The organism is Aliivibrio sifiae (assembly GCF_002954705.1).
GTDB lineage: Bacteria > Pseudomonadota > Gammaproteobacteria > Enterobacterales > Vibrionaceae > Aliivibrio > Aliivibrio sifiae_A.
In genome coordinates this window covers 1,407,707-1,433,149 of record NZ_MSCO01000001.1, presented here as the reverse complement: position 1 = coordinate 1,433,149, position 25,443 = coordinate 1,407,707, and the positions used below count along the sequence as shown (strand labels likewise).

28 protein-coding genes are annotated in these 25,443 nt (G+C 37.7%); 21 read left to right on the top strand and 7 right to left on the bottom strand.

The genetic code is table 11. From position 1 onward, the window contains the following. Window positions 1–22 precede the first annotated feature (22 nt). Both BTO22_RS06350 and BTO22_RS06345 read left to right on the top strand, forming a co-directional pair. The gene (locus BTO22_RS06350; protein WP_105054756.1) at window positions 23–511 is read left to right on the top strand and encodes a hypothetical protein; all 489 of its coding nucleotides are present in this window, start codon (window positions 23–25) and stop codon (window positions 509–511) included. 85 nt (window positions 512–596) lie between these two features. Continuing rightward, window positions 597–3,326 carry a glycoside hydrolase family 3 protein gene (locus BTO22_RS06345; protein ID WP_105054755.1) on the top strand — a complete coding sequence of 910 codons (2,730 nt, stop codon included), beginning with the start codon at window positions 597–599 and terminating at the stop codon, window positions 3,324–3,326. A gap of 76 nt (window positions 3,327–3,402) precedes the next feature. Here BTO22_RS06345 and BTO22_RS06340 read toward each other — a convergent pair whose 3' ends face one another. After that, window positions 3,403–4,164 (bottom strand): carbohydrate deacetylase, encoded by a 762-nt coding sequence (locus BTO22_RS06340; protein WP_105054754.1) that lies wholly within the window; start codon window positions 4,162–4,164, stop codon window positions 3,403–3,405. Between the two features lie 163 nt (window positions 4,165–4,327). On the opposite strand from BTO22_RS06340, the gene BTO22_RS06335 reads away from it, so the two are divergent. The 5 genes from BTO22_RS06335 to BTO22_RS06315 all read left to right on the top strand — a co-directional run bounded on the left by BTO22_RS06335 (window position 4,328) and on the right by BTO22_RS06315 (window position 7,055). Continuing rightward, window positions 4,328–4,813, top strand: a complete 486-nt coding sequence (locus BTO22_RS06335; protein WP_258132470.1) for a GNAT family N-acetyltransferase — start codon at window positions 4,328–4,330, stop codon at window positions 4,811–4,813. A 48-nt stretch (window positions 4,814–4,861) separates the two neighbouring features. Next, complete coding sequence (locus BTO22_RS06330) at window positions 4,862–5,287, top strand: DUF1090 domain-containing protein (protein ID WP_105054753.1); 426 nt, start codon at window positions 4,862–4,864, stop codon at window positions 5,285–5,287. A gap of 27 nt (window positions 5,288–5,314) precedes the next feature. Next, entirely contained in the window at window positions 5,315–6,115 is an 801-nt protein-coding gene (locus BTO22_RS06325) for a PhzF family phenazine biosynthesis protein (RefSeq protein WP_105054752.1), read from the top strand. Window positions 6,116–6,139: 24 nt separating this feature from the next. Further along, complete coding sequence (locus BTO22_RS06320) at window positions 6,140–6,403, top strand: hypothetical protein (RefSeq protein ID WP_146107518.1); 264 nt, start codon at window positions 6,140–6,142, stop codon at window positions 6,401–6,403. 106 nt (window positions 6,404–6,509) lie between these two features. Beyond that, window positions 6,510–7,055 carry a sugar O-acetyltransferase gene (locus tag BTO22_RS06315; RefSeq protein ID WP_105054750.1) on the top strand — a complete coding sequence of 182 codons (546 nt, stop codon included), beginning with the start codon at window positions 6,510–6,512 and terminating at the stop codon, window positions 7,053–7,055. Between the two features lie 62 nt (window positions 7,056–7,117). Here BTO22_RS06315 and BTO22_RS06310 read toward each other — a convergent pair whose 3' ends face one another. Continuing rightward, on the bottom strand, window positions 7,118–7,282 hold the full coding sequence (locus BTO22_RS06310; protein ID WP_105054749.1) for a CCGSCS motif protein: 165 nt from the start codon (window positions 7,280–7,282) through the stop codon (window positions 7,118–7,120). Window positions 7,283–7,547: 265 nt separating this feature from the next. On the opposite strand from BTO22_RS06310, the gene BTO22_RS06305 reads away from it, so the two are divergent. Together BTO22_RS06305 and BTO22_RS06300 are read left to right on the top strand one after the other, a co-directional pair. Continuing rightward, a complete protein-coding gene (locus BTO22_RS06305) occupies window positions 7,548–8,210 on the top strand; it encodes a hypothetical protein (RefSeq protein WP_105054748.1) in 663 nt (220 codons plus the stop codon). A gap of 133 nt (window positions 8,211–8,343) precedes the next feature. Next, window positions 8,344–8,781, top strand: a complete 438-nt coding sequence (locus BTO22_RS06300) for a PaaI family thioesterase (protein ID WP_105054747.1) — start codon at window positions 8,344–8,346, stop codon at window positions 8,779–8,781. A gap of 101 nt (window positions 8,782–8,882) precedes the next feature. Here the strand turns inward: BTO22_RS06300 and BTO22_RS06295 are convergent, their stop codons facing one another. Next, window positions 8,883–10,493 (bottom strand): NAD(P)/FAD-dependent oxidoreductase, encoded by a 1,611-nt coding sequence (locus tag BTO22_RS06295; protein ID WP_105054746.1) that lies wholly within the window; start codon window positions 10,491–10,493, stop codon window positions 8,883–8,885. Between the two features lie 101 nt (window positions 10,494–10,594). Then, window positions 10,595–11,539 carry a LysR family transcriptional regulator gene (locus tag BTO22_RS06290; RefSeq protein ID WP_105054745.1) on the bottom strand — a complete coding sequence of 315 codons (945 nt, stop codon included), beginning with the start codon at window positions 11,537–11,539 and terminating at the stop codon, window positions 10,595–10,597. A 124-nt stretch (window positions 11,540–11,663) separates the two neighbouring features. Between BTO22_RS06290 and BTO22_RS06285 the strand changes: the two genes are divergently transcribed. From BTO22_RS06285 to BTO22_RS06270, 4 genes are all read left to right on the top strand, one after another. Beyond that, window positions 11,664–13,007 (top strand): MATE family efflux transporter, encoded by a 1,344-nt coding sequence (locus BTO22_RS06285; protein ID WP_105054744.1) that lies wholly within the window; start codon window positions 11,664–11,666, stop codon window positions 13,005–13,007. Window positions 13,008–13,091: 84 nt separating this feature from the next. After that, window positions 13,092–13,748, top strand: a complete 657-nt coding sequence (locus tag BTO22_RS06280; protein ID WP_105054743.1) for a class I SAM-dependent methyltransferase — start codon at window positions 13,092–13,094, stop codon at window positions 13,746–13,748. A 350-nt stretch (window positions 13,749–14,098) separates the two neighbouring features. Next, on the top strand, window positions 14,099–14,647 hold the full coding sequence (locus tag BTO22_RS06275; protein ID WP_105054742.1) for a VRR-NUC domain-containing protein: 549 nt from the start codon (window positions 14,099–14,101) through the stop codon (window positions 14,645–14,647). A 63-nt stretch (window positions 14,648–14,710) separates the two neighbouring features. Next, window positions 14,711–15,112: a DUF3465 domain-containing protein gene (locus BTO22_RS06270; protein ID WP_105054741.1), complete on the top strand. Its 402-nt coding sequence runs from the start codon at window positions 14,711–14,713 to the stop codon at window positions 15,110–15,112. A gap of 38 nt (window positions 15,113–15,150) precedes the next feature. On the opposite strand, the gene BTO22_RS06265 is transcribed toward BTO22_RS06270, so the two are convergent. Further along, window positions 15,151–16,428, bottom strand: a complete 1,278-nt coding sequence (locus BTO22_RS06265) for a polysaccharide deacetylase family protein (protein ID WP_258132555.1) — start codon at window positions 16,426–16,428, stop codon at window positions 15,151–15,153. Window positions 16,429–16,806: 378 nt separating this feature from the next. On the opposite strand from BTO22_RS06265, the gene BTO22_RS06260 reads away from it, so the two are divergent. From BTO22_RS06260 to BTO22_RS06230, 7 genes are all read left to right on the top strand, one after another. Continuing rightward, on the top strand, window positions 16,807–18,732 hold the full coding sequence (locus BTO22_RS06260; RefSeq protein WP_258132469.1) for a transglycosylase SLT domain-containing protein: 1,926 nt from the start codon (window positions 16,807–16,809) through the stop codon (window positions 18,730–18,732). A gap of 118 nt (window positions 18,733–18,850) precedes the next feature. Further along, window positions 18,851–19,294: a PACE efflux transporter gene (locus BTO22_RS06255; RefSeq protein WP_105054738.1), complete on the top strand. Its 444-nt coding sequence runs from the start codon at window positions 18,851–18,853 to the stop codon at window positions 19,292–19,294. Window positions 19,295–19,344: 50 nt separating this feature from the next. Further along, window positions 19,345–19,956, top strand: coding sequence for a sugar O-acetyltransferase (locus BTO22_RS06250; RefSeq protein WP_105054737.1), 612 nt, complete (start codon window positions 19,345–19,347; stop codon window positions 19,954–19,956). A 152-nt stretch (window positions 19,957–20,108) separates the two neighbouring features. Next, window positions 20,109–20,483 carry a hypothetical protein gene (locus BTO22_RS06245; protein WP_105054736.1) on the top strand — a complete coding sequence of 125 codons (375 nt, stop codon included), beginning with the start codon at window positions 20,109–20,111 and terminating at the stop codon, window positions 20,481–20,483. Window positions 20,484–20,709: 226 nt separating this feature from the next. Further along, window positions 20,710–21,366 carry a Qnr family pentapeptide repeat protein gene (locus BTO22_RS06240; protein WP_105054735.1) on the top strand — a complete coding sequence of 219 codons (657 nt, stop codon included), beginning with the start codon at window positions 20,710–20,712 and terminating at the stop codon, window positions 21,364–21,366. A 12-nt stretch (window positions 21,367–21,378) separates the two neighbouring features. Further along, window positions 21,379–21,690 (top strand): cupin domain-containing protein, encoded by a 312-nt coding sequence (locus BTO22_RS06235; protein WP_105054734.1) that lies wholly within the window; start codon window positions 21,379–21,381, stop codon window positions 21,688–21,690. A gap of 75 nt (window positions 21,691–21,765) precedes the next feature. Beyond that, window positions 21,766–22,056: a putative quinol monooxygenase gene (locus tag BTO22_RS06230; protein ID WP_105054733.1), complete on the top strand. Its 291-nt coding sequence runs from the start codon at window positions 21,766–21,768 to the stop codon at window positions 22,054–22,056. Between the two features lie 118 nt (window positions 22,057–22,174). Here BTO22_RS06230 and BTO22_RS06225 read toward each other — a convergent pair whose 3' ends face one another. Beyond that, on the bottom strand, window positions 22,175–23,395 hold the full coding sequence (locus BTO22_RS06225; protein WP_105054732.1) for a NupC/NupG family nucleoside CNT transporter: 1,221 nt from the start codon (window positions 23,393–23,395) through the stop codon (window positions 22,175–22,177). Between the two features lie 206 nt (window positions 23,396–23,601). Continuing rightward, window positions 23,602–24,546, bottom strand: coding sequence for a LysR family transcriptional regulator (locus BTO22_RS06220; protein ID WP_105054731.1), 945 nt, complete (start codon window positions 24,544–24,546; stop codon window positions 23,602–23,604). 167 nt (window positions 24,547–24,713) lie between these two features. Here BTO22_RS06220 and cobB point away from each other — a divergent pair, with 167 nt between their 5' ends. Next, window positions 24,714–25,442, top strand: a complete 729-nt coding sequence (cobB, locus tag BTO22_RS06215) for a Sir2 family NAD+-dependent deacetylase (RefSeq protein ID WP_105054730.1) — start codon at window positions 24,714–24,716, stop codon at window positions 25,440–25,442. Window position 25,443 lies beyond the last annotated feature (1 nt).

The following is a 25,443-nucleotide window of genomic DNA, read 5'->3' as shown; positions in this document are numbered from 1 at the left end:
TTTTAATTTAAATGAGTAATGAATGAAGAAGCAAAGTGTCGTCTTAATTTTGGCCACGTTATTTTCTGGTTGTAGTACGCAGTTAAGCCCTTTCGATTCGCCAATCACTGTTTTTGACATAGAAGCACAGACGTTCACCTATAGCGGACTAAATGGGAAGGAAGCGGCATTATGGGAAAAGGCACGGCGCCATATCACACTGGCATATGGAAAAAACCAGCCCATATTACGTGTTGAAAATAAAGCGAGTGGGACGCTACTTGGTAAAGGGGTTGTTCGTTGGAAGTCGCCTTCATCTTTAGATAGTGTTGAGTGCTATTCTGAATACGATATCCGATTTATGGCCAGAGATCATAAAGCGCGCTTACAACTGACATTATTGCCGGGTGTTCCAACCCTCTCTGGTTGTGAAAATTGGGGATTGCCTTCTCAATTTGGTTATGAGCAAATTCTTAATAAATTTGAATTGATGTCTGATAGCTTGCATTCTGTTTTACGTGACGTTAAGTAGCATTTATTTTTTTCGATGACTTTTTTGAGCCTCTTTCCTGTCCTAGACTAAAAAGTAATGGATGGAATTAGAGAAGGGGTTTTCGATGGTTATAAAAAATAAGCGTACTCATACGAGTATAATTGGCTTCTCTCTCTTTTTTCTTACAACTTTTCCTGTTTCTTCAGATCAAAGGTCTTCCTCTTTAGCCGATGTCGATTCGTTACCTTATTTTCAGGAATGGCCGAAAGTAAATAGCGCTATTCCAAAACGAGATTATATTGAAGAAAGGGTCGCGAATATCGTTGCTCAAATGACATTAGGTGAAAAAGTTGGGCAAATGGTCATGCCTGAATATCGTCAGATTACGCCTAAAGAAGCGAAGCAATATAAGATAGGATCAGTACTTAATGGCGGTGGTGGTTGGCCAAATGAAAACAAACATGCGTCGGCATTAGAATGGGCTTTGCAATCTGATAAATATTGGACTGCATTAGATCAAGCGTATGCTGGCAGAGGCTTTCGGGTCCCATTTATGTGGGCAACAGACGCTGTGCATGGGAATAACAATGTGTATGGAGCGACATTATTCCCTCATAACATTGGGTTAGGAGCCGCAAATAACCCTGAGTTACTTTTTGAGATTGGTCGAATTACCGCAAAAGAAGTTGCAGCGACAGGTCTTGATCTTACTTTTGCTCCAACCGTTGCTACGCCGCGTGATTATCGTTGGGGGAGAGTGTATGAAGGGTATTCTGAAATTCCTGATATTACTTACCAATACGCAAGAGCTATCGTTAAAGGCCTGCAAGGAACGGAAAAAGAGCTGCGTTCGGAGCAACGAGTTCTGTCTACTGTAAAGCATTGGATTGGAGATGGAGGTACGTTTAACGGTGTTGATCGTGGTGTTACGTTCTATAGTGAGGATGACTTACGTAATATTCATGCTATGGGGTATTACTCTGCTCTTGAAGCTGGAGCCCAGATAGTTATGACCTCATTCAACTCTTGGCAGCAAAATAACATTAAAGATCGGTCAATAGATACAAAGAAAATAGACAGTAATCGCTTTGGTAAACTTCACGGAAGCCGTTATTTAATCACCGATGTCTTAAAAGAAAAAATGGGATTCGATGGTATTGTTATTACGGATTGGAATGGTCACGGTGAAGTAAAAGGGTGTACAAATCAGAGCTGCCCTAAAGCGGTTAATGCCGGTAATGATTTATTTATGGTAACTGACAATAAAGATTGGAAAGCTTTTTATCAAAACGTAATTAAGCAAGTTCAACATGGTCAAATATCAATGGCTCGAATTGATGATGCGGTAACCCGTATTCTGCGGGTTAAGATGCGAGCGGGTTTATGGGAAAAACCGAGACCGTCTTATCGTATCCTTGCGGGTGAACAACAAATTCTAGGGGCGCTTGAGCATCGAAAAGTGGCTCGACAAGCAGTCAGTGAATCTCTAGTTTTATTAAAGAATGAGAATAAAATACTACCATTGAAACAAAAGAATCGCAGCTATGTTGTGGTAGGAAGTGCTGCCAATGACATTCAAAAACAGAGTGGCGGCTGGACGTTAACTTGGCAAGGAAATGAAAATAAGCCACACGATTTTGTCCATGCCACGACGGTTTTAGAGGCGTTTAGACAAGTGGTGGGAGATAAACATGTGTATACCGACCCAAATCAAGCGTCTATGGATGCAATTGCGGTAGTGGTGATGGGAGAAGAACCATATGCTGAAATGTATGGAGATATTAAAGTTCATCAAACATTGGCGTATTCAGAATTGAAACCTAGTTATGCAAAAGACTTACAGCTAATTCAAGAGTTAAAAAAGAAAGGATTTAAGGTGGTGACGATCTTATTTTCTGGGCGTCCTTTATATGTAAATCCTGAGTTAGCCCTTTCAGATGCTTTTGTCGCGGCATGGTTACCAGGTACTGAAGGTCGAGGAATTACTGATGTGTTATTTGCTCAAAATGGAGCGAATTTTAGCGGTAAGCTTTCTTATTCTTGGCCAAACAGTAAATGCATGACAACCATTAACGAAAACAGTCAAAATATACCTAATTATCATGCTCCAGATTTTGAACAAATAGGGAAAGAGTTTACACCTTTGTTTCCTTACGGCTATGGTTTGAATTATACCAGTGAGCAACCTTTGGTATCTCTACCTACATTGTTTATGGATAAACGCCAATGGGGATGTGGAGAAACAAAAGCGAAAGATCGACCAACGACAAATCTTGAGATATTCAGTCGTGAAGCGACAACCACGTTTGTACCTAAAGTGAGTGGAAAAGTGACAAAATGGAAAGGAGCCTTTATCTCTAGAGCTAAAAAGATGACAGTGGGTAGTGCGTCAATACTGCCTCTTAATTATAAGCATCAACAAGATGCCTTAAGAATTGATTTTGGCAAACAACTTCCTATGCAATTTTATCTTCAAACTCCTGATAAAAAAGGGATTGATATGCGTCATTATTTAGCAGCAGATTCAACCTTAGAGTTTGATATTGCAGTGCAAAGTAAGATCCCTAACTCATTAAGATTGGCTTCCCATTGTGTTTACCCTTGTGGTGCGATAGCGCCTATACAAAAGGAACTAAAAGCCATTGTAGAAGCTTCTGAATCTGAGTGGGTAACAATGAAAGTTCCCTTGCGTTGCTTTTCAGATAATGGTGTGAATTTTTCTAATATTAATACGCCATTTCTCTTGTACTCAGATGAACCGTTTCAGTTCGATATTGGTGAAATTAGATATGTCCCAAAAGATGGAGATATTACAGAGAATACGATGAGTTGTGATAGTTTTGAGTCGATTTAATATCAATTACCAATATCAATGCCAATGACACGGTGTTAATCATGCTGTGTCATTGGTTTTAGTTTTAAAATTTAGATTAAATCAGCGCATTAAAGCCAATACATTCAATCCCTTCTTTTTTAAGCCAAAGTGACAATTCTGGTGATGTTAATAACTCTCTTTCTACAACTCGCATAGTTCTGTAGCTCGTTAGTTTAGTAAGATCTGAATTGTCTTCTGTACTTGGGTGGCACATGAGTTCTAAAACGCCATCAGAAAGCGTTTCTTTATAGCTTAAAAGTAGTACTTGTAACTGCTTAAGAGAGACGCCTTTATCAAAAAATTGAGCATCAAATGCATCTGGAGTTGGTACGATTAATCCATCTTGGCCACTAATAATATTATCTATGCGGCGAACCGGAAGACCTGTTTCATTAGCAAATCGAATAAACGCTTTTTTTAGTGGAGGGTATACACCAGCGAAATGGTGGCTATCAATATGATTAATGTCAAAACCTGCCTTAATTGCTGCATTGTACTGTGCTTTAAGTTCAATATAGACTTCTTCATCACTCACATTCTTTGTCATTAATATTTTTCTATCGAGAAAATAACCATGTTCATCAACCAAGCTTGATACGGTCAAAGGATCAGATAACGGTTGTCCTGCAGTGACAGTAAAATGTAAACCAACCTCAGGAACTAAACCTTGTTTATATAAGAGTGCTGCGTGCTCAACGCCTTGTTGATTCATCATTACGGTTGTAGATGTAACGATGCCTGATTGTAGACATTCTACGATCCCGTTATTGACACTTTCTGATAACCCAAAGTCATCGGCGTTCATGATTAATTTCATGGTGGTTACCTTAATATTGAATATGTTGAACTGCTAAGTCTATTAATAAGCCATTTAATCACCACTGACAAGTGAGTATACTTGGGGGAGGGATTGCTGGTTCTAATGCGTGATAGAGACCACGATTTGATTGGGTACATAAATCTTACGTGAAGGAGAAAATGTGATTATTAGAGCGATTTTAGAGAAAGACATTGATACGATACTTGAGCTAAATGAGCAGTTTGTGCACGTATTAAGCCCAATGAATAAGAGTAAGTTAGTTCGGCTCATTGAAATGTCGGCGATATCTGTTGTTATCGAGGAAGATAACCATATTGCAGGTTTTATGCTGGCTTTTACTCAAGGAGTAAAATATGAAAGTATTAACTATGAGTGGTTTAATGAGAATTACGATTCATTTTTGTATATAGATAGAATTGTTGTTTCTGAGCATTTTCAAGGAAAAAGAGTCGCATCGAGACTTTATAAGCAGGCGTTGGATTTGGCAGCAGAACGTTCGTTATCTTGTGTTGTTGCTGAAATTGATATTATGCCACCGAATGACCCTTCATTACTTTTCCATCAAAAAATGGGCTTTAAAGAAATTCAGTTATTAACGCATAATGAGAACAAAGTAGTGTCTTTACAAGAATTAATAATAAGTTAACTTGGTTGAGGCTTTATAGTTACTGTCGTCAATTTTCGGAGAAATGTTATGAATAAAAAATTATCACGTCTGTGTGTTATCTCTGCAATGAGTTGCAGTGGATTGTTTTTAGGTTTGTCTACGGCGCAAGCGTCAGCAACATTGGATTGCCGTGATCAAGTAGGTTGCGCTCAGAAAACTTGTGAGATTGAAAAGCAAATTAGTATTGCTAAAGATAATGGGAACGAACATAAGCTCTCTGGCTTAAAAATAGCACTGAAAGAAGTTGCTACTTATTGTTCTGATGCAGACATTAAAGACGACTTGAAAGAAGAAATTGAAGAGTTAAATGAAAAAATAGCTGAAGATCACTCCGATCTCATTGAAGCAAAGCAAGATCAGAAAGAAGATAAAATTCAAAAATATCAAAGAAAGATAGCAGAAAAAGAACAAAAAATAGAGCAACTTAAAGACGAATTATCAAGAATCAAATAAATCAAAGTATCTAGGAGTTAATAGCAAATGGATTTAAATATATATCAGGTTGATTCTTTTACGAGTGAAGCGTTTAAAGGAAACCCTGCGGGGGTTTGTATTAGCGAAAATGGCTTAACAGAAGCACTGATGCTATCTATTGCTGAAGAAATGGCCGTATCCGAAACGGCTTTTTTATCTCTTTCAGACATGAGATTGAGATGGTTTACACCTCAAGTTGAAGTGGCTTTATGTGGTCACGGAACCTTGGCTGTTGCGCATATTTTAAAAGAGATTGGTGCTGCAAAAGCGGGTGAATGTATTGAGTTTAATACGCTGTCTGGCGTCCTGTCTGCCAAACTTCAAGACTCAACCATTGAATTAGATTTTCCATCCACCACAATTTCGTTTAACTCGATAAAAAATAAGGCGTTATTAACGTGTTTAGGGATTAATGAAAGAGAGGTTATTTCATTTGGTATATTTGATTCAAAAGAGCTTATAGAAATAGAAAGTGAAGAGGCGTTATTGGCGTTGTCTCCTAATTTCGATGGATTAAAGCAGCTTTCAGGCCGTGGGGTGTTGATTACTGCGAAGTCTTCATCAGAACAATTGGATTTTGTGTCTCGTTATTTTGCTCCTTGGGTAGGAAACAATGAAGATCCGGTCACTGGTTCGGCACATTGTGCATTAACGGTTTATTGGGCTGAGAAACTGAAGAAATCAACTTTCAATGCTTATCAAGCCTCTTCTCGTGGTGGCTATATTGGAACCGAGCTTCTTTCTAATGGAAGAATAAAGTTAATTGGCTCTGCAGTAACCACGATAAAAGGGCAAATGTTCGTATAGAGGGCGTTTTCTTGAGTAATGAATATGAATAAAGCAACAATTATGGGTTTGTTTACCTCAGTGTTAGGTTTAATAGGACTTATTGCTGCGTTATCTATTGGATCTCATTTCCCTATCTATAGGTGGCCTTATGATGTATTTCAAGGTATTGCCTTTTCTTTGGCATTTGGGTTAGGTTTTTCAGATACAATTAGTTACGCTGTCACTATTGTTCTCGTTTTTCTTGTTACAGTTACTTTCTTTACTATAGGTACTAAGTTATCGCGTTTCTTATTTAGTTTTAAGTAAGTGAACCGCAAAATAAATAGATTAAGCAAAGTAGGTCACATTCCGTGTTTTTATGTTACGTATAATCCTAAGGTGATTGTTTTTATTAAATTTTCTAGGATTTTAAATGACTGAAAAAGAAAAAATGTTAGCTGGTCTTCCATATGATGCTTGGGATGAAATTTTACTTAATGATCGCATGAATGCTAAGGTGCAATGTCATCAGTTTAATTTGGCAGATCCAACCAAATTAGATGAAAGAGTGGGTATCTTAAAAAAATTGCTATGCATAAAAGATAACGCTCACATGGAGCCTAATTTCTTTTGTGATTATGGTTATAACATTGAAATTGGTAGCAATTTTTATTCTAATCATAACTTGACGATTGTCGATGTGTGCAAAGTAACTATTGGTAATAATGTCTTATTTGGTCCTCATGTGATGATCTCGACGGGCACTCATCCATTAGATCCTATTGAGCGTCAGAAAACAGAATACGGCGCGAGCATCTCTATTGGTAATGATGTTTGGGTTGGGGGTAATGTATCTATTTTACCGGGAGTTAAAATTGGTAATAATTGTGTGATAGGTGCCGGCAGTGTTGTTAATCGTGATATTCCTGATAACAGTGTTGCTGTCGGTAATCCGTGTCGCGTTATTAAATCAGTTTAGATTTGCAAATAATGTTTAAGTAAGAAAAACCTCGGTTAATATCCGAGGTTTTTCATTATCTATTATGAGCATGAACCACAGCAAACTCCTGGTTCTCCGTGTTTTTTTACCTTTTTTTCTTTATCTTCAAATGATTTTTTTTCATTTAAAATTGGTTGCTGTACTAATTTATCATCAGTTGGTTTATTTTCGCTTTTTTTGAATATCTTTGTGAATGATAGTGTCATGGTAATTTCTCTCTGTGATTAATAAGGTGTATTTAAAATGCATCTTATTTAAAATATTACAAATAGTCAAGATTTCACATAGGACAAATAAGTTCTAATACTTTCATCGATATTTAATGGGGTGTTTGCTGGCTATGAAGATGCAAGGTTTTCATATCAAGAGGTAGTCGGTGATTTCTTCTAATTAGACTTATGTAGCAAAACATCTCAGGGTGGGGCATTATGCATTTTTATATTTAAAAATAGTGCATATAAATAGGTAGTTATGGACAGTTTTTTTAGTAGTGAGATCACTCTCTCTAACTCGACCTTCTTTTTCTTTATGACTTTGCTGCTTACTGGTTTTCTTCATATACCATTATTGTGTGGTAAAAACTTGTCTAAAATACAATGGAAAAAAATTGATTATCTTTGGCCTATTGTTGCCGGTATAGGTTTAATGGGGACAGTATCAGAGGTGAGATCAAGAGTGGCGAGCGATTGGGCTGAAACAGAACATACGCGTGCTGTGTTAAGTCTTGAATCTATTAATGATTATACTGTAAATCAATTAAACAGTTTTTTATGTGTGAATGATTTAAGGGTTGATGAGCGTGTAGCATCACAACAATCTTGTTTATGGCTTTCAGAGTCTGCGCATTATTTACAATCAATGAATTTTAACGAATTACCCAATATTACGTTTGATAGTTTGCCAAAAATCACATTTAAGTCTGATCTAATCGATTCGAATGTTATGTGGTTGCAAGGTATGTTTGATAATTATCAGGCTCAAAAATATGTCTATGAAAGTACGGTATTAGAAACAAAGAAACATCCATTAGAAGAGCTATTTTGGTATTTGAGTCCTTATTTAATCTGTATTGCGATTTCAGTTCGTGTTACTAAAGTATCTGCAGAGTTAAAGATGGAGAGACAAGGTGAATGAGCTAGCTTAAGTAGTGGTCAGTCCAGATGGTGTCTAGCTCACACTATGACTAAGGAATAATAGCATTCCCTTATTTAAGCGGTATTTTTATTAATGTAGATAACAATACTAATAAAATACATAAGGAAATGTGATGCTCACTGAAAAACTATCTGGCTTAGAATTAATGCAGGCAATGGTGACGGGGGATTTTCCTCATCCATCAATGGTTGATGTTGTTCCAATGAAAATTATCTCAGCAGAATATGGCAACGTGGTGTTTGAAGCGATGGCTGACGAACGACACTTAAATCCACTTGGAGGAGTACATGGTGGTTTTTTCGCAACGGTGATGGATTTAGTGACAGGCTGCGCTGTTCATACGACATTAGAACCGAATATTGGGTATGGAACGATTGATTTGCATGTAAAGATGCTCAGAGCTATCCCTAAAAATACGTTATTGATTGCAGAAAGCCGAGTGATTCAATCTGGTTACTCTTTGGGTATATCGGAAGGAAGCTTGAAAGATGAAAAAGGGACTTTATATGCACATGCGACCGCGACTTGTATGATCTATCGGGATAAGTAAGAGCGAGCTATAAGAGTAAATAAGAGAAGAGATTTAAACAGCTAAGAGCGGTATATTAACCATACCACTCTTAGTTTTATTCGTTTATTTTGGATACTCGATTACGCGTTTTTTAGCATATCTAGAGCAACCGCCTCAGCGATTTTAATTCCATCAATACCTGCAGATAAAATACCACCCGCATAACCTGCACCTTCACCACCTGGGTATAGACCTTTGGTGTTTAAACTTTGGAAGTCTGGGCCACGTTTGATTTGTACCGGAGATGAAGTGCGAGTTTCAACGCCTGTTAGCATTGCGTCTTTACTGTCAAAACCACGGATTTTCTTAGCAAATGCAGGTAAAGCTTCACGAATCGCTTCAATAGCGAAATCTGGTAATGCATCACTAAGATCAGTCATCTTAACGTTAGGCTTATAAGATGGCTCAACGTTTTCAAAAGGCTTACCTTTGCCTGCAGCTAGGAAGTCACCAACCATTTGTGCTGGTGCATCATAGTTGCTGCCGCCCATCACATAAGCATTACGCTCTAATTGACGCTGAAGAGCAATACCTTGCAGTGGATCGTTATTGAAGTCTTCAGGAGAAATACCAACTACGATTGCACTGTTTGCATTACGCTCACTACGTGAATATTGGCTCATGCCGTTGGTTACTACCGCATGTTCTTCTGACGTAGCCGCAACAACAACACCACCTGGACACATACAGAAGCTGTATACTGAACGGCCATTTTTACAATGGTGAACAAGTTTGTAATCGGCTGCACCTAGAAGTGGGTGACCTGCATTCTTACCAAAACGTGCTTGGTCAATCATTTCTTGTTTGTGTTCAACACGGAAACCAATCGAGAATGATTGTGCTTCCATGTGTACACCTTTATCGTGCAACATTTGGAATGTATCACGAGCACTGTGGCCAATAGCAGCAACAACGTGTTTACTATTAATGACTTCGCCACCGTTTAGCGTCACACCTGTTACTTGTCCGTCTTCGATATTGATCTCGTCAACGCGAGTTTCAAAACGAATGTCGCCACCTAGCTCAATGATCTTGCTACGCATTTGTGAAACCATAGTCACTAGCTTATAAGTACCGATATGAGGCTTACTTACGTAGATGATTTCAGCAGGCGCACCGGCTGCAACAAATTCTGTTTTTACTTTAAGTCCTAGGAAACCTGGATCTTTCACTTGGCTGTATAGCTTGCCATCAGAGAATGTGCCTGCGCCGCCTTCACCAAACTGAACATTTGATTCTGTGTTTAATTCACTGGTACGCCAAAAACGGAAGGTATCTTTCGCACGTTCGTGTACTGATTTACCACGTTCTAAGACGATTGGCTTGAATCCCATTTGCGCTAAGATAAGAGCAACAAATAAACCACATGGGCCCATACCTATAACAATAGGGCGCTCAGTTAAATCAGCAGGAGCAGTGGCAACGTATTTGTATTCAGTGTCAGGTGAAACACGAATATTATGGTTGTCTTCAAAGTTGCCTAATAGCTGCTCTTCATTCACGTCTTGCAGGGTAATATCTAACGTATAGATTAAGAAAATTTGATTCTTTTTACGTGCGTCATAGCCACGTTTAAATACATGGATATCAACCAGCTGTTCTTCAGTAATAGACAGTGTGCTTAAAACTGCATTTTTCAGTTCGTCTTCACTGTGATCCAGCGGTAATTTAACTTGGTTGATACGTATCATAATTCACCTGATAGTTGGCATGAAAATAAGCGCGTAGTTTACGTGATCTATCTCAAAAATGTAATCTATATTGCAGGCTAAAAACGGTAAAAGGACTCATTTTATATTACGCCGTGCCACTGATGTTTTTCTGCTAATTTTTTCAATAGGTTAATTTCGTTTTTTGAGTTCAGTTTTAACCAGTCAACTAAATCATCAATCACCGTTGAATGGGTTCGCTGGTGTCCATAATATGTCCATGCACTGTGTTGTACTTTTGCGTTTTCAGGGCAATAAAAGAAGCCTCTGTCTAACTCTTGAAGTATTAGGAGTAAATCAGTGACCGTAACGCCTTGTCCTGATAAGCACGCACTCAGTGCTAAATCTAATGAAACAAAACTGGTGTTTCTTACTTGTTGATATGGCGGCGTGGCAACATCAGCTAACCACATCTTCCAATCATGGTGATCTAAAGTAGGATGAAGCCTTGGCATGGTTAAAATTGAATCTACATTGGTGTGCTCCGTTGCGATACTTGCCGCGCAGACAGGAGCCATAAACTCTTCTCTAAGCAGAAACATATTTGGTTTGTTATCGTAGTGATCTTTGAGACGGGTATGAAAGATCAAAAGGTCATAATCTGGGTTATCTAAACACTCATCTTCTTCTAAAGAAGGAATAATGACGATTTCGTAATCAGGGTAGCGTTCATTGAGCTCTCTTACTTTAGGTATCATTACGCGGGTAGCAAAGCTGAGCGTCGCTTTAATTACAATCCGTTTTTGCTTTGGTTCTTGCCAAGAAGCGAGAACGGATTCTAACGCCGAGTAATTATCTCGTAGAGTATGATAAAGCTCTCCCCCTTGTAACGTTAATTCGATAGCTCGATGTTTCCGTACGATTAAGGATGCGCTGAGATCATCTTCAAGCTGTTTAACCTGACGACTTACTGCGCTTTGAGTCACGTTAAGCTCGTTGGCAGCAGAAGTGAAACTCATTAAACGAGCTACGGATTCAAAGGCTTTTAAACCATTATGTGAGTAGGGTAAATTAGAGTAAGGAGTCATAATTTTCTCGCATGAGTTTTTAGAATGCCAGTGTGACGGATATATCAATTGAATACCAGCCTCTAACCCTTTAACTTTGGCCTAATTGATACCTTGGTTTAATTAATATAAGAATTCTCTTTTTATGAAAAAAATACTGTCACTCGCATTCCCACTCATCATCTCACAACTTATTTCTATGGCACTGGTGTTGACTGATGTGTGGATGATGTCACGGTTAAGTGTTTCGGCATTGGCAGGTGGAGGGCTTGGCGCCTCCATTTATTTTTTCATCTTTATCATTGCGAGTAGCACCGTTGGGTGTGTCGCTAATTTAATCGCTATTGCTTACGGCCAACGTTTAGCAAGACCTGATTATGGCAATCAACAGATCCGCTTTGCGGTTAAAGGTGCGGTTTTACTTTCTGTGGTACTCAGTGTGTTATTTATGTTTAGTTTTTCATACGCACCGCTTGTATTAACAGAGGCAAATCAACCTGAAGAAATGATTACGTTAGCAATGGAATACGTTCATGCACTGAAATGGGTGATGTTTCCGTCATTAATCTTGTTGGTATTACGTGGATTAACCAGTGCGCTTGGAAATGTTAGGTCCATTATGGTGATGTCAGTTATTACAGTGATTTTAAATGTGCCTATTAGCTATCTATTAACGTTTCAATTGGGAATGGGCCTAACTGGGTTAGGGTTAGGAACAGCCATTGCGGCGTTTATTGTGATGGTTGGGTACGGTATTTGGGTATTTAAACAAACAGAGTTCCAACAATTTGCTCCTTGGTTACATCTTGAAGAATATTCGCTTAAATTGATGTTGCCCTTGTTAATGATGGGATTACCTATTGGTTTGGCGGCACTGCTTGAGCATGGATTAATTTATGGCGGTACGTTGATGGCGGGAACCATCAGTATTGCATCTTTAGCACTGCATCAAATCCTATTGCAATGCTTAAGTTTTACTTGGAATTTTAATTTTGGTTTTTCACAAGCTGCAGCCATTTTAATAGGAAGAGATTTTGGCTCGGAAAATTACGCCGGTATAAAGCAAACGTCACTACATAGCTTCTTGCTTGTGACTGCTATTAGTGTCTTTTTATCTGCTGTTTTTATTATTTGGTCAGACAGCATTGCCAATTTATTTCAACTTGATGATGGCACAAATAATATGTCGGCATTACTGTCTTCTGTTATTTGGGTTGTGGCTTTGTGCTTTATTGTGGATGCATGGCAGTTGTTAGCCATTAATCTATTGCGTGGGATGAAGATTGTCTCTATACCAACTGTTATGACGGCGATTGGTTATTGGGTATTTGGTTTACCTGCGGCGTGGTTACTCATGCCTTTATTCGGGTTAGCGGGGATCTGGGCTGGTATTGGGGTTGGGTTAGGGGTGACAGGGATACTTTTATTAATGCATTTAATGATCGCCATTCGTCGTTATAGTGCTATAAAAATCGAAATTATTCACTAGGTGAATGCATCTGGTAAGATTTGTTAGTTGGTGTATTTCAGGTAAATTCGAGTTCCTTTATACAAACAGTTTCGGGTACGAGTAATGAATAAAGATTCAGCGACGTTTGCTGGGCAGGCGGTGTATTCTAAAAAAGTACTTTCTATCTATGATTTATGGGTATTAGGTTTTTCAAACCATTATTTATGGAAGTGCCCAACAAAGTTAATTAGCCAACAGTTTATTGATCTTGCATCAAAGAACCACTTAGATGTAGGGGTTGGTACGGGGTACTATCTAAAAAAACATTTATCGCTAACAGAGAGACGAGTCGCTTTAGTTGATCTTAATGAAAATAGTCTTGAATCAACAGCAACAGCCATTCAACATTTTAACCCAGAAGTGTATCGTAAAAATATACTGGCTCCTTTAGAGCTTAAGTGTGAGAACTTTGATTCAATTAGCATCAATTATTTACTGCATTGTTTGCCAGGGGATTTATCAGAAAAAAGCGCTGTTTTTACGCATTTACATGAGGTGTTAAATGATGGTGGAGTGTTATTTGGCAGTACTATTCTAGGTCAAGGCGTTCCGAAAAATGTGTTTGCAAGTAAATTAATGAACTTCTATAACAAGAAGGGAATTTTTACGAATGAAGACGATGAGGTTCACGCATTAGAAGCAGTATTGAACGATACTTTTGTTGATGTAAACATTGATGTTATTGGTTGTGTTGCTCTCTTTTCTGCTCGAAAAAAATAAAAATTACCTGCTATTAACATTCAGCATTCCAATGTGCTGAGTGTTTCTTTTCAAACTCTTCTTTTTTCATTCTAGATATTTAAATAAGTTCACAAATTACATCCTAAATTCATGGTAATTTATCTCCATGTTAAATGTTTTAAATCAAAGGGATGTAATGGGAACAATAATAGGCTTAATACTACTCGCTCTTATTGCTTATACAGTGAAAAAGACGACAGGACTGCATTTGCATCGCTGGATAGAAAAGAAATATCAAGAATACGAAGATTCAAAAAAATGAGTTTATCTACTCTGTAATAATTCATACCAAGTGGAAAACATTGTTATGTTTATAAAAGGAATTTATGATGATTCACACGATTAAAGAGACGGTATTTACGTATCCTCAACGATTACTTGATGGTTGGAAAGAAGGAAAGAAAGAAGAATGGTTACCTTCGAGTTTATTCATCCCCACAGAAGTTGAACAGCAACCAAATGAGTATTTCGGTGCGTATTTTGGATTATCTCAATATATGAGTCAGGGATGGTTAGGTACGGCATTTTATGCTTTAGGTAATTGGGAACTTGATAATCCACTTTATACAGAAGGTAGGATCTTACTTGCCCAATACATAAACCCAAATAAGCTGTCACTCTTTAAAGGATTACGAACAGGGTTAACCTCTGGAGAACCAGATTTGTTCTTATATAAACCTGACGGTTCGATATTGTTTGTGGTGGTGAAAAAAGAGAATGAAATTCTTTCAGATGCTGAGTTAATCTGTTTATCAAACATTAAGTCAGTATTAGAGTGCGATGTAGAGGTTGCTTACCTTGCAGAAGAAGGCAGTCGCTATACACCGAAAAGTTATGATATTAAAGTTGTTCAATTTCCAAATCCACTTGGTGTGTAATTCTTTTATATGTTAACTCGAATTTTTAATATGCTTATTAAGCAGTAGGTAGTAATAGAGTCTATTATGGTCAAACGTATATTAGTCAGTTTCTTATTTTTTCTTGGTCTGTTTTCGTCTTCTGTGTGGGCAAGTAATGCTGATGTGAAGCGTGCTTTTGAGTCTCATCGCAGTGATGTTCAAGTTGAGGGGGGTGGTGAGGTTATTCGGGTGTTACCGGATGATAATAAAGGTTCAAGACATCAAAAGTTTATCCTTCGTTTAGATAATCGTTTAACTATTTTAATTGCACATAATATTGATTTAGCGCCGAGAATTCCAAATTTAAGAAAAGGGGACACGGTGAAGTTTTATGGTGAGTATGAGTACTCAAATAAAGGCGGTGTCGTACATTGGACTCATCTCGACCCAGGAAATCGCCATACTCATGGATGGCTAAAACATAACGGACGTACTTACGAATAGAAATTAAAAATCCCCTTCTTCACAAAAGGGGATTTTTATTATGTTGGGGTACAAGTTTTAATTATTTTCCATGGTGAGTTTTCTACTAGCCCTGGAATCTCTAATTGTGTCCACCATTGAGCTTGCCACATTTTTCCTTGGTAAATGACAGTATTTCCTTTTTTATAAATGTCATGCACCTGCCACTCTTCTTTCGGACATAAGGTTAATGGTTCAGGAGAAACCATCCAATCAACGATCTGCTTGTGATTTACAAATCTTACTTCTGGCTTTGTTAGGGCGTATTTTATGAATCGTTTTAATACATTTTGACGACTCTGAACCGTTGTTTCTGGCATACCATAATGCTCTTGTCCATTTAAATAGCCATAAAATGAAGAATGTAACCCTAGAACCAATGGTGCTCTGTTTCCTTCTAGGCGTAAATCCAGATTGTAACTATAGATAGCAACTACATCATTTTCGTTAAGACCTGCTGCCCCCCAATTTGGAGTGGTGTATAGGTTCCAGTCAAAATTGTCTCCTTTTCCTGAGACAGGATCAAAATAGCCAATACGACTCGCAATTTTATCTCTGAGTGAATAATCTAAACCATAATTGTCTAATTCATTGTCTGGCGGAACGATTAATGTGTGTAAAGGAACTTCCCATAAACCAGGGTAGTTATTGATACTCGGCTTCCACCAGCCATTCACTGCTTGATTATGTGAAGGACTGCCGTTATCTAAGGTAAATGGCCAATAATTGTTAAGGCCATTTTGCTCTGTAGTAATTCCTGCGGGAAAGCTAACATCATAACGAATTTGTTCATTAATGATGGCTTGCAGTGTGTTGTCGTTATACGTCATAAATGGTGCTCGGAATCCTGAAATACTTTGTACTCCAATTCCGCCTTCTGCAACTGTTTGCTTTAACCAAGAGTTACAACTTTCTACTTCTTGTTGCCATTGTTCTGAAGTCATCCATGATTGGAGAGGGTTATAATTGACCTTATCATCAGGGTGAGTCTCTGTGTGGTTGCCTATATCATGACCTGAGATGACAAGTTGTCGCCACAAGGACTTTATTTCTTCATTATCTCTTGCAGGTTCACAATGCATAAAGAAGGAGGCGGATAATGGCTGCTCGGCGTATTTATCAGCTCCTTCCGGATTAGTTGTCTTTGCTAATTGCTCCATTACCCACATCAAACCATCTGATTCCACATTGTCATCAAAACCTAAACTGATAAACATTGGGGTTTCTGATGTTGGAATAGGTGACTTTGATGAGGGGGGGACGTTGGCACTAACAACAGGGAAAGCCTGTGTCGGTATTGAATGAAGGGCTAATATACAGCTAAATATTGAAATCTTAGGTATCGTTAATTTTATCACTTTACAAATTCCTTTTAAAAATGAAAAAAGAGTGTAGTAAAGGCCGATTACAAAACAAATAATGAGTCAGGGCTTTGTATATGTGAGCGTAAATCTGCGACGTTATTCACTATGATATGTAACTAAAAGAAATGCTGATTATATTATTAATAATTTGGAGGGAATGAAAAGAAAGGTGTATTACAAAATGAGATTTTCAAAAATGGAACGATCCTAGGCTAGATAATTTGCTATAACTAGACCAAACTGAATCTAATTTGCTATAACTAGACCAAACTGAATCTGTGCATCTATGAAAAAGGACTTTCAATGTGTTTGATGAAAAGGGTAAATTGGTTTGTAGTATTTATTGGTGTGCTTAGCAGTTCGAGTGTATCAGGTGTCTCGGAACTGTGGTTAAACCGTTATGCCTATGACGCTATTCAGCAAGGGTTTAATAAAAAGGATATTTCTGTCTATAACAAAAAGCGCTCAGATATTGATAATTACGCATTAGCGGCGTATACGGATTATCGTGCTTTTTTATTTGATATTACTAATAAAACCTCCGATCAGGTTAACCAATTCTCTTTAGATTATTCAGATTATCCTTTCTCGGTGTCTATAAGAGCTGATTACCTTAATGCGATGATTGCTTCTAAGAATTGGAAGTCATTATTAGATTACCAGACCACGCCTCCTAGAGATCAAGATTATCAATGCTGGTATTACACCGCTTTTTATCATCAAGATAATAAAGAGATGGCATTTATTGGAGCAAAAAAGCTCTGGTTAAATGGTGAAAGTGTTTCTAATGCTTGTAACCGCCTTTTTTCTTATTGGGATGAGGCTGGAAAGAGGACTGATGATGTTATTTTTCAACGTGCGTTACTGGCCGTTGAAAGTAAAAATCCTCGTCTTATTACTTACCTTCGTAAACTTGCCTCTAATGATGAAATGAAAGATCTTATGTCTGAAATGCTTCGTTTATATAAGCAACCAGATAAACTTATCATGACTTTTGAAACTAAAAAAGACTCACGTTTTAATCGTGATTATGCACAGGTAATGTTTCGACATTTAGCTCGACATGATATTGATAATGCTTATGAGGTTTCTGCCTTTTTAAATGATCACTTTTCATTTAGCGAAAATGAATTTCAACCGAGTTTAGAATATGCAGCGGTACGACTTTTAGATATAAAGGATGAAGAAAGAATTCAATGGCGAGATAAGACCTTTGAACAATCAACTAATGATCAAGCTTTAGTGCAAAGGATACGTTTAGCAATACGAAAGGCTGAATGGAAAAATATTAAACACTGGATTTTACGTCTTTCAGAGGAAGAACAAGCCAGCTATCGTTGGCAATATTGGTTAGGGCGCAGTGAAATATCTCTTGGAAAGCAAGAAAGTGGAGAGGCGAGGTTAAAGCGGATTGCTGGAGAGCGCCACTTTTATAGTGTTGCTGCTGCTATCACGTTAAACAGAATGGTTAAATATCCAATTTCGAGTGTTGATTTTCATACCGATAAATTATCTCCTTTCCGTCCTGATATAGAACGGGTTAATGAATTACTCAATTTAGGGAAAGAAGCCGCAGCAAAAAGCCAATGGCGTCATTTGATTTCCAGAGTAGGTAAGAGTGATAAAGCATTATTGACCCGCTATGCAATAACGAAAAATTGGAATGCTTTTGCTCATGATGCAACGTTGGTTGGAGAGCTATGGGATTACATCGAATTACGTTTCCCTGTTCGTTATCAAGCTATATTTAAAGAGTATAGTAAGAAGCATAAGGTCAACATGATTACCTTATTGTCTTTAACTCGGCAAGAAAGTGGGTTTGAACCGTTGGCTCACTCGCCAGTAGGAGCATTAGGGTTAATGCAAGTGTTACCAAGCACAGCAGCTTACGTGGCAGATAAGTATAATTTAGATTATAAAAAACGTTCTGTGCTTTTTAATCCTAAGAAGAACGTTGAAATAGGAAGTCGATACTTAAGTCATTTACTTCGTCATTATGATCAAAATAGAGCTCTTGCTTTTGCTGCCTATAATGCGGGGCCTACAATGGTGGCTGTATGGAGACGACAAGCAAGCAATGAGATTGATATCTTTGGTTATATTGAGTCTATTTCTTTTAAAGAAACGCGTGTCTACGTAAAAAACATCTTAATGTTTGAAATGTATTATCGAGATTTACTCAAGATAGAGGGCGATTTTCTTACCACCTCTGAATTGAAATGGACTCCTTCCTTGTAATTATTGTTACGGTGTGACTTTTTCTATGTTTATCCATCTAAAAAATAGATGGTAACTAACTTTTTCTATCGATTTTAATTTATATAATAGAACTAACATTAACGCTTGGAGTTATATAATGAGAACTCGTTTTGATCGTATTCGTCACGCTATTTTATTTGAATTAATTGGTTTGTTATTGATTGTTGGTGTCCTAAGTCAGTTTGGCTTTGAAATGGGGCATGTGGGTATTATGGGGGTTGTTTTTTCTGTGGTGGCTACGGGATGGAACTATGTTTATAACATTCTATTTGATAACTACATGATAAAAAGAACTGGCAGCACAGTAAAAACGACGATGAATCGTGTCATGCACAGTTTAGGTTTTGAAGGGGGGTTATTGGTGCTTACTATTCCTGCAATAGCATGGTTCTTAAATGTCAGCCTAGTTGAAGCCTTTATTTTAGATATTGGTCTCGTTGTATTTTATCTGTTTTATGCTTATATCTATAACTTGGCTTATGATAAAGCTTTCCCTGTACCGCATAAAACTCAGTTAAAGAATGAGAACGTAACAATATAGTTTTATTTGGTTGGATTTAAATAGGGAGTGTCGTTTAATAAGGAGTGAGAATGAGTCATAAATTGTCAGATTTTAGTGTGCATATTCCTATTGATCGTGAATTGATGGATTTTCAAAACCAAGTAAAGGAAAAACTCTATGAGTTTAACCATAGCCGTCCGTCGCAAGGCGCATTTAGACAAGAGCTATTGGATGACCTTTTAGGAAGTAATAAAGGGGTTACCATCATTCCTCCTTTTTATTGTGATATGGGGAAAAATATTTGCTTTAAACAAGGAGGGTTCTTAAATACAGGTGTCACGATTCTTGACCTTGCTAGCGTAACTATTGGTGAGTATGTTCAAATTGGCCCTAATGTAGTCATTAGCACTGCTGGGCATCCTTTTGATCTTGCTGAACGAGTGCTTCCTATTGCTACAGGTAATCCTATTGTTATTGGCGATAACGTATGGATAGGCGCTAATAGTGTTATTCTGGATGGGGTAACCATTGGTGATAGAAGTATCATTGGTGCGGGTAGTGTTGTAACTAAAGACATCCCTTCTGATTGTGTTTCTGTTGGTAATCCTTGCCGTGTAGTTAAGTCAATTTCTCATAGTAAAATGCCGACAAATCAAGAATTAGATGAGATGTGGCGCCCACTAATGGAAGAAGATAATTAACGATAGAATTAACAATTGTTCTTTTTTTAAACGAAAATATACATTAGTGATCGTGATAGCATTTTATGTTCGTAAAGTTATCTAAACTCTTAATAGAGGAGCTCGTGTTTTAAATTCGAGCTAGTTTTATAAACAAATAAGGAGGTAACGTTATGGATAATGTAGCAATCGCATTACATCAATTGAATAGGGCTATTGACCTTTATTTTAATCAGAAAGATTTTGTAAGTGCGATAACATTAAGCAATGCTGCTCAGGCGATTTTAGTTAAAAAATGGATAATTGATAGTCAAGCTAAAGCTTGCGAAGATGTTATTTTCAATTCAACAGAATCTCCTGATCTTTTGCAGTACACCTATAAAATGAGTTCATCTATTTCATTTTCAGCATTAGATTCTAACGAAGAATTAGAAGATAAAGCCCATCAAGTATTAATGCGATGCTGCGATAGTGTCATGAGATTAAATCTTCCTCGTAGCCCGCAGGTTTCGGCTTTCATTCGTATGAAAAGTAAAATATTCATCTAGGTTTAAATTCTCAACCCAAGAGCTCTCAAATTGCGACAGTAAGTTTAAACTTTTTTCTTTTGATCCGCGGCTTCTTGTGCGGCTTATATCTCTTAGAGGTGTTATTTGGTGCCTTAAAGTGGCCATTTCGCGTCATTTTAAGTTAATGTTTTTTAAGGGTTTATATTTATTGGTATTTGTAAGAGATACTGATAGTCTTTCCTCAGATAAATTTAGAGGGAAAGACATGGCAATATATAATGAAGTGTTTGATAAAGTAGATTTCTCACGTCAAGATTTAAGCGAATCTTATTACGAAGAGTGTAAGTTTTATTGTTGTAATTTTAGTCGTACAAACCTTAGAGACGCTCGATTTGTTGATTGTGTCTTTATCGAACAAGGTGCTATCGAAGGTTGTCATTTTGATTACAGTGACTTGCGTGATGCTTCTTTTAAAAATTGTCGCTTAACGATGGCTAATTTTAAAGGCGCAAATGGGTTTGGGGCTGAGTTTAGAGATTGTGATTTAAAAGGAGCAAACTTTCTTCAAGCGAATTTTGTAAATCAAATTAGCCATCAGATGTATTTTTGTTCTGTGTACATAACCGGTTGCAACTTGTCCTACGCCAATCTTGAACGTTTATGTATAGAGAAATGTGATTTGTTTGAAAATAAATGGAATGGAGCAAATCTACAAGGCGCTTCATTTAAAGGTTCTGATCTATCTCGAGGTTCTTTCTCTGTCGATGCATGGGGGCAATTTAGAATGCAAGATGCTAATTTGTGTCATTGTGAATTAGAAGGCTTAGATCCTCGTAGAGTAGACTTAACAGGCGTTAAGATTTGTGGTTGGCAACAAGAACAATTATTAGAACCACTGGGCCTGGTCGTTTTACCTGATTAATAGGAGAGTGCGATGAGTAATTTGTTAACCAACCTTCCGAATGATCTCTGCAATGAGGTATTTACTGATTTAGTGACAAGTCATTCAGTGCGTATAGAGAGAATAGTATCGTCAGGTCAAAGCTCTCCTGAATCTGGTTGGTATGATCAAGATGAAAATGAATGGATTTTAGTGCTTGAAGGTTTTGGTACGATTGCATTTGAAGATGGCACAGAGAAAACCTTATGTAAGGGAGATTACTTAACTATCCCTGCACATCAGAAACATAAAGTGAGTAAAACAGATCCTGATAATTTAACGATTTGGTTAGCGGTTTTTTATTGAGTAAATGAAGATTCTTACATTTGGGCTTTTAATCGTTTACTCTGTCTTCTCTATTAATAGAACGGAACAAATATAATGACTCAAACACTGACTATTGTTGCAAGAATTGAAGCTCAAGATGGTAAAGCTGAATTTGTTAAAGCAGAAATGCTTAAACTGCTTGAACCGACACGTAAAGAAGTGGGTTGTATTCAGTACGATTTACATCAAGACAATGACAACCCATGTGTATTTGTATTCCATGAACAATGGGAGAGCGAAACACTTTTACAAGACCATTTAAATTCTGCTCATATTGCAGAGTATGTAAAAGCGGTAGACGGCTCAGTCGTGTCATTTGTGCTTAATCGTATGACGAAGCTTTAGTACAGATTAAACAGATCCCGCAACTTATTGTATAGCAGTAAGTCATGAATAAGAAAAAGCCACTCACGTATTATCATGAGTGCCTTTTTTATGTCTTATGTTATCAGTATCGACTTCTTTAGAAAGAAAGGAAGATTCCAGCAACTGTGGCACTCATTAAGTTTGCTAATGTTGCAGCAAAGATAGCTTTCATGCCTAAGCGTGCAATGTCTGGGCGGCGACTTGGAACAACGCCACCTAATCCACCCATTAACATGGCGATAGAGGTTAAGTTTGCAAAGCCACATAAAGCGAAAGTAACAATAGCTTGAGAATGTTCGCTTAATTGATCTTTAACTGCCATTAAGTCAGCAAAGGCTACGAATTCATTAATCGCGATTTTCTTACCAATTAAACTTGCAGCAACGGTTGCTTCTGACCATGGAACACCAATTAACCAAGCAATAGGGGCAAATAGGTAACCAAAAATAAGATCTAAGCTTAAATTATCAAAACCAACTAATAAGCCAACTTTATGTAATCCACCATTAACTAAGGCAATTAAGCTAATAATCGCCAATAAGCTAGCACCTACTGCAAAGACTATTTGTAAGCCATTCAATGCACCTTGTGAGGCGGCATCAATAATATTTACAGGAGCATCGTCAGCGGTATCTTCTTCGTATTGATCCGCTTCGTTAATTTCTTCGGTTTGCGGAACAAGCAGTTTTGCCATCATTAATCCAGCAGGAGCTGACATAAAGCTTGCAGCGATTAAATAACGTAATTCAACGCCTAAACCCGCGTAGCCTACCATTGTGCCACCAGCTACAGACGCTAAACCACCAACCATTACAGCAAATAACTCAGAACGTGACATTTTAGCAAGGAAAGGACGAACAACTAACGGCGCTTCAACTGAACCAACAAAGATATTAGCGGTTGCTGACATTGATTCTGTACGAGTTGTACCAAGGAAGCGCTGTAAGCCGCCACCAATAAATTTAATTATCCATCCCATTATACCTAAGTAATAAAGAACAGAGATTAATGCTGAGAAGAAAACGATGGTAGGCAAAACGTTGACGGCAAAAATGAAGCCTAACCTGTATTGGGCTAAGTCACCAAAAAGGAATTCAGTGCCTACACGTCCATAAGCAATAATGTCAGAGACGGCAGTAGAGATACTATTAAGGATAGTTTGACCGATAGGTACATAGAGAATGAATCCGGCAAATAGTAATTGAATTAGGAATGCGCCTAATACAGTGCGCCATTTTATGGCTTGTCGGTTTTCAGAAAAGAGAAAGGCAATCGCGAATAGGCAAACAATGCCTAAAATACTGACCAAAAAGTTCATGGTCAAACTCCAATAGTATTTAGTTAATGATTGCGGGGGTATTCTAGTCAAAAATAAAAGTGTGACAAGGATCAAGTTGTTATTGAATGTACATGATGATAACAAAAAGAGAGAAGATCGGTTGCCTATTCATCAATAACAGCTTGTTTGAGAGATTTGTCACATATAAAAGAGTTAGTTGTTACTATATGGGATAATTTGGTGTGTTATTGACTGTAACTATCCCTAATTCTATATGGTAGAGTATTATCAATTCTGTCTGAGTTAATATGCTGTCGAACAAACTCCATAAAAATATGGACCTTTTTAGGTAGGAATTTACGTCGAGGGTAAATTGCATATAAAGGCATTGATTGATTTAATTCCCAATCAGGTAAGAGCTGAACTAGTTTACCTGTCCGCAGCTCATCTGATAAAAGATAAGTGGCGATATAGCCAATACCGTTACCGGAAATCGTGGCGTTACGAATGGCGTCGGCAGAATCGATGCGATAATTACCAGTCACTTTAATTTGAAGGTCCTCTTCACCTTTATGAAAACCCCACACATTATCCTTACGTTCACGACTAATATAAGTAAGACAGTTGTGTTTTTTAAGATCATAAGGATGATAAGGGATCCCTTGTTTTGATAGATAACTAGGGCTTGCAACTAGAACGAAATGACAATCAATCAGATGTCTTGCAACAAACCCTTCTGGAGGGGAATCCATCACACCTATCCATAAGTCTAATTGCTCCGCAATCACATCAATCTTATGATCAAACAAGGTTATTTCAATATTCAGTTGTGGATAGCGCTGATGAAGCTCAGAAAGATAGGGCAATATATGATTGGTCGCAAAAGATTGAGCGATCCCGACACGAAGTTTGCCATTTAATGTATCCATATTAGATAGCAATTCGTTCTCTGCCTCGTTAATCTCATCGGCAATATTGGCGCAATGCACCGCGAATGATTGACCAGCTTCTGTAAGGGAAAAAGAGCGTGTTGTTCGTTGTACTAACTGAACACCTAAACGCTCCTCAAGAAGCTGAATCTGCAAACTGACCTGCGTTCTTGAAATTTCAAGAAGCTGAGCGGCCTTAGTAAAGCTTTTCTGTTGAGTGAGCGCATTAAATACGATCATTTGTTTGGCTTGCTTTAACATAGGTTTCTCTATTGGTAAATTTAACAGTAAAAAGAACGCTTACTATTGTAATGGAGCGATTGAATTGAATAAAGTGAGTTGTGTCTTTGTTTTTAGTTATCTGTTGAAAATACTTCGTTTTTTCATGATAGAGTTTAGAGATAAAAGACGACAGCTAAGGATGATGAATGCTATTTCCATATCAGAATATTGTTATTTTAACAGGAGCAGGGATTTCTGCTGAATCAGGGATTCAAACATTTCGAGCAAGTGATGGTCTTTGGGAAAATCATCGAATTGAAGATGTAGCGACACCTGAAGGCTTTTTTAAAGCCCCTGATTTAGTTCAAGATTTCTATAACAAGCGCCGTTCGTTGTTAAAAAGTGAAGATATTCAACCAAATGCTGCCCATAAAGCCTTAGCTAAACTTGAAAGTAAACTCGATGGAACGGTAACTATTGTGACGCAAAATATTGATAATTTGCACGAACGTGGTGGCAGTTCAAACGTCATTCATATGCATGGTGAACTAAATAAAGTTCGTTGTGAAGAATCAAATCAAGTCATAGATTGTACTGATGATATTTATACGGGAGATCTTTGTCATTGTTGCCAGATACCTGCGCAGCTGCGTCCTCATGTGGTTTGGTTCGGTGAGATGCCATTAGAGATGGGGCGAATTCATGATGCATTAAATAAAGCTGATTTGTTTATTTCTATTGGAACCTCTGGTTCAGTGTACCCAGCGGCAGGGTTTGTTCATGAAGCAAGGTTGCACGGTGCTCATACTATTGAAATTAACTTAGAGCCAAGTGCGGTTGATGATGAGTTTGAAGAAAAGCGCTATGGAAAGGCTGGTGTGTTAGTTCCTGAGTTAGTCTCAGAGTTGTTAGAGAGTGAGATTAATAAAACTTAAT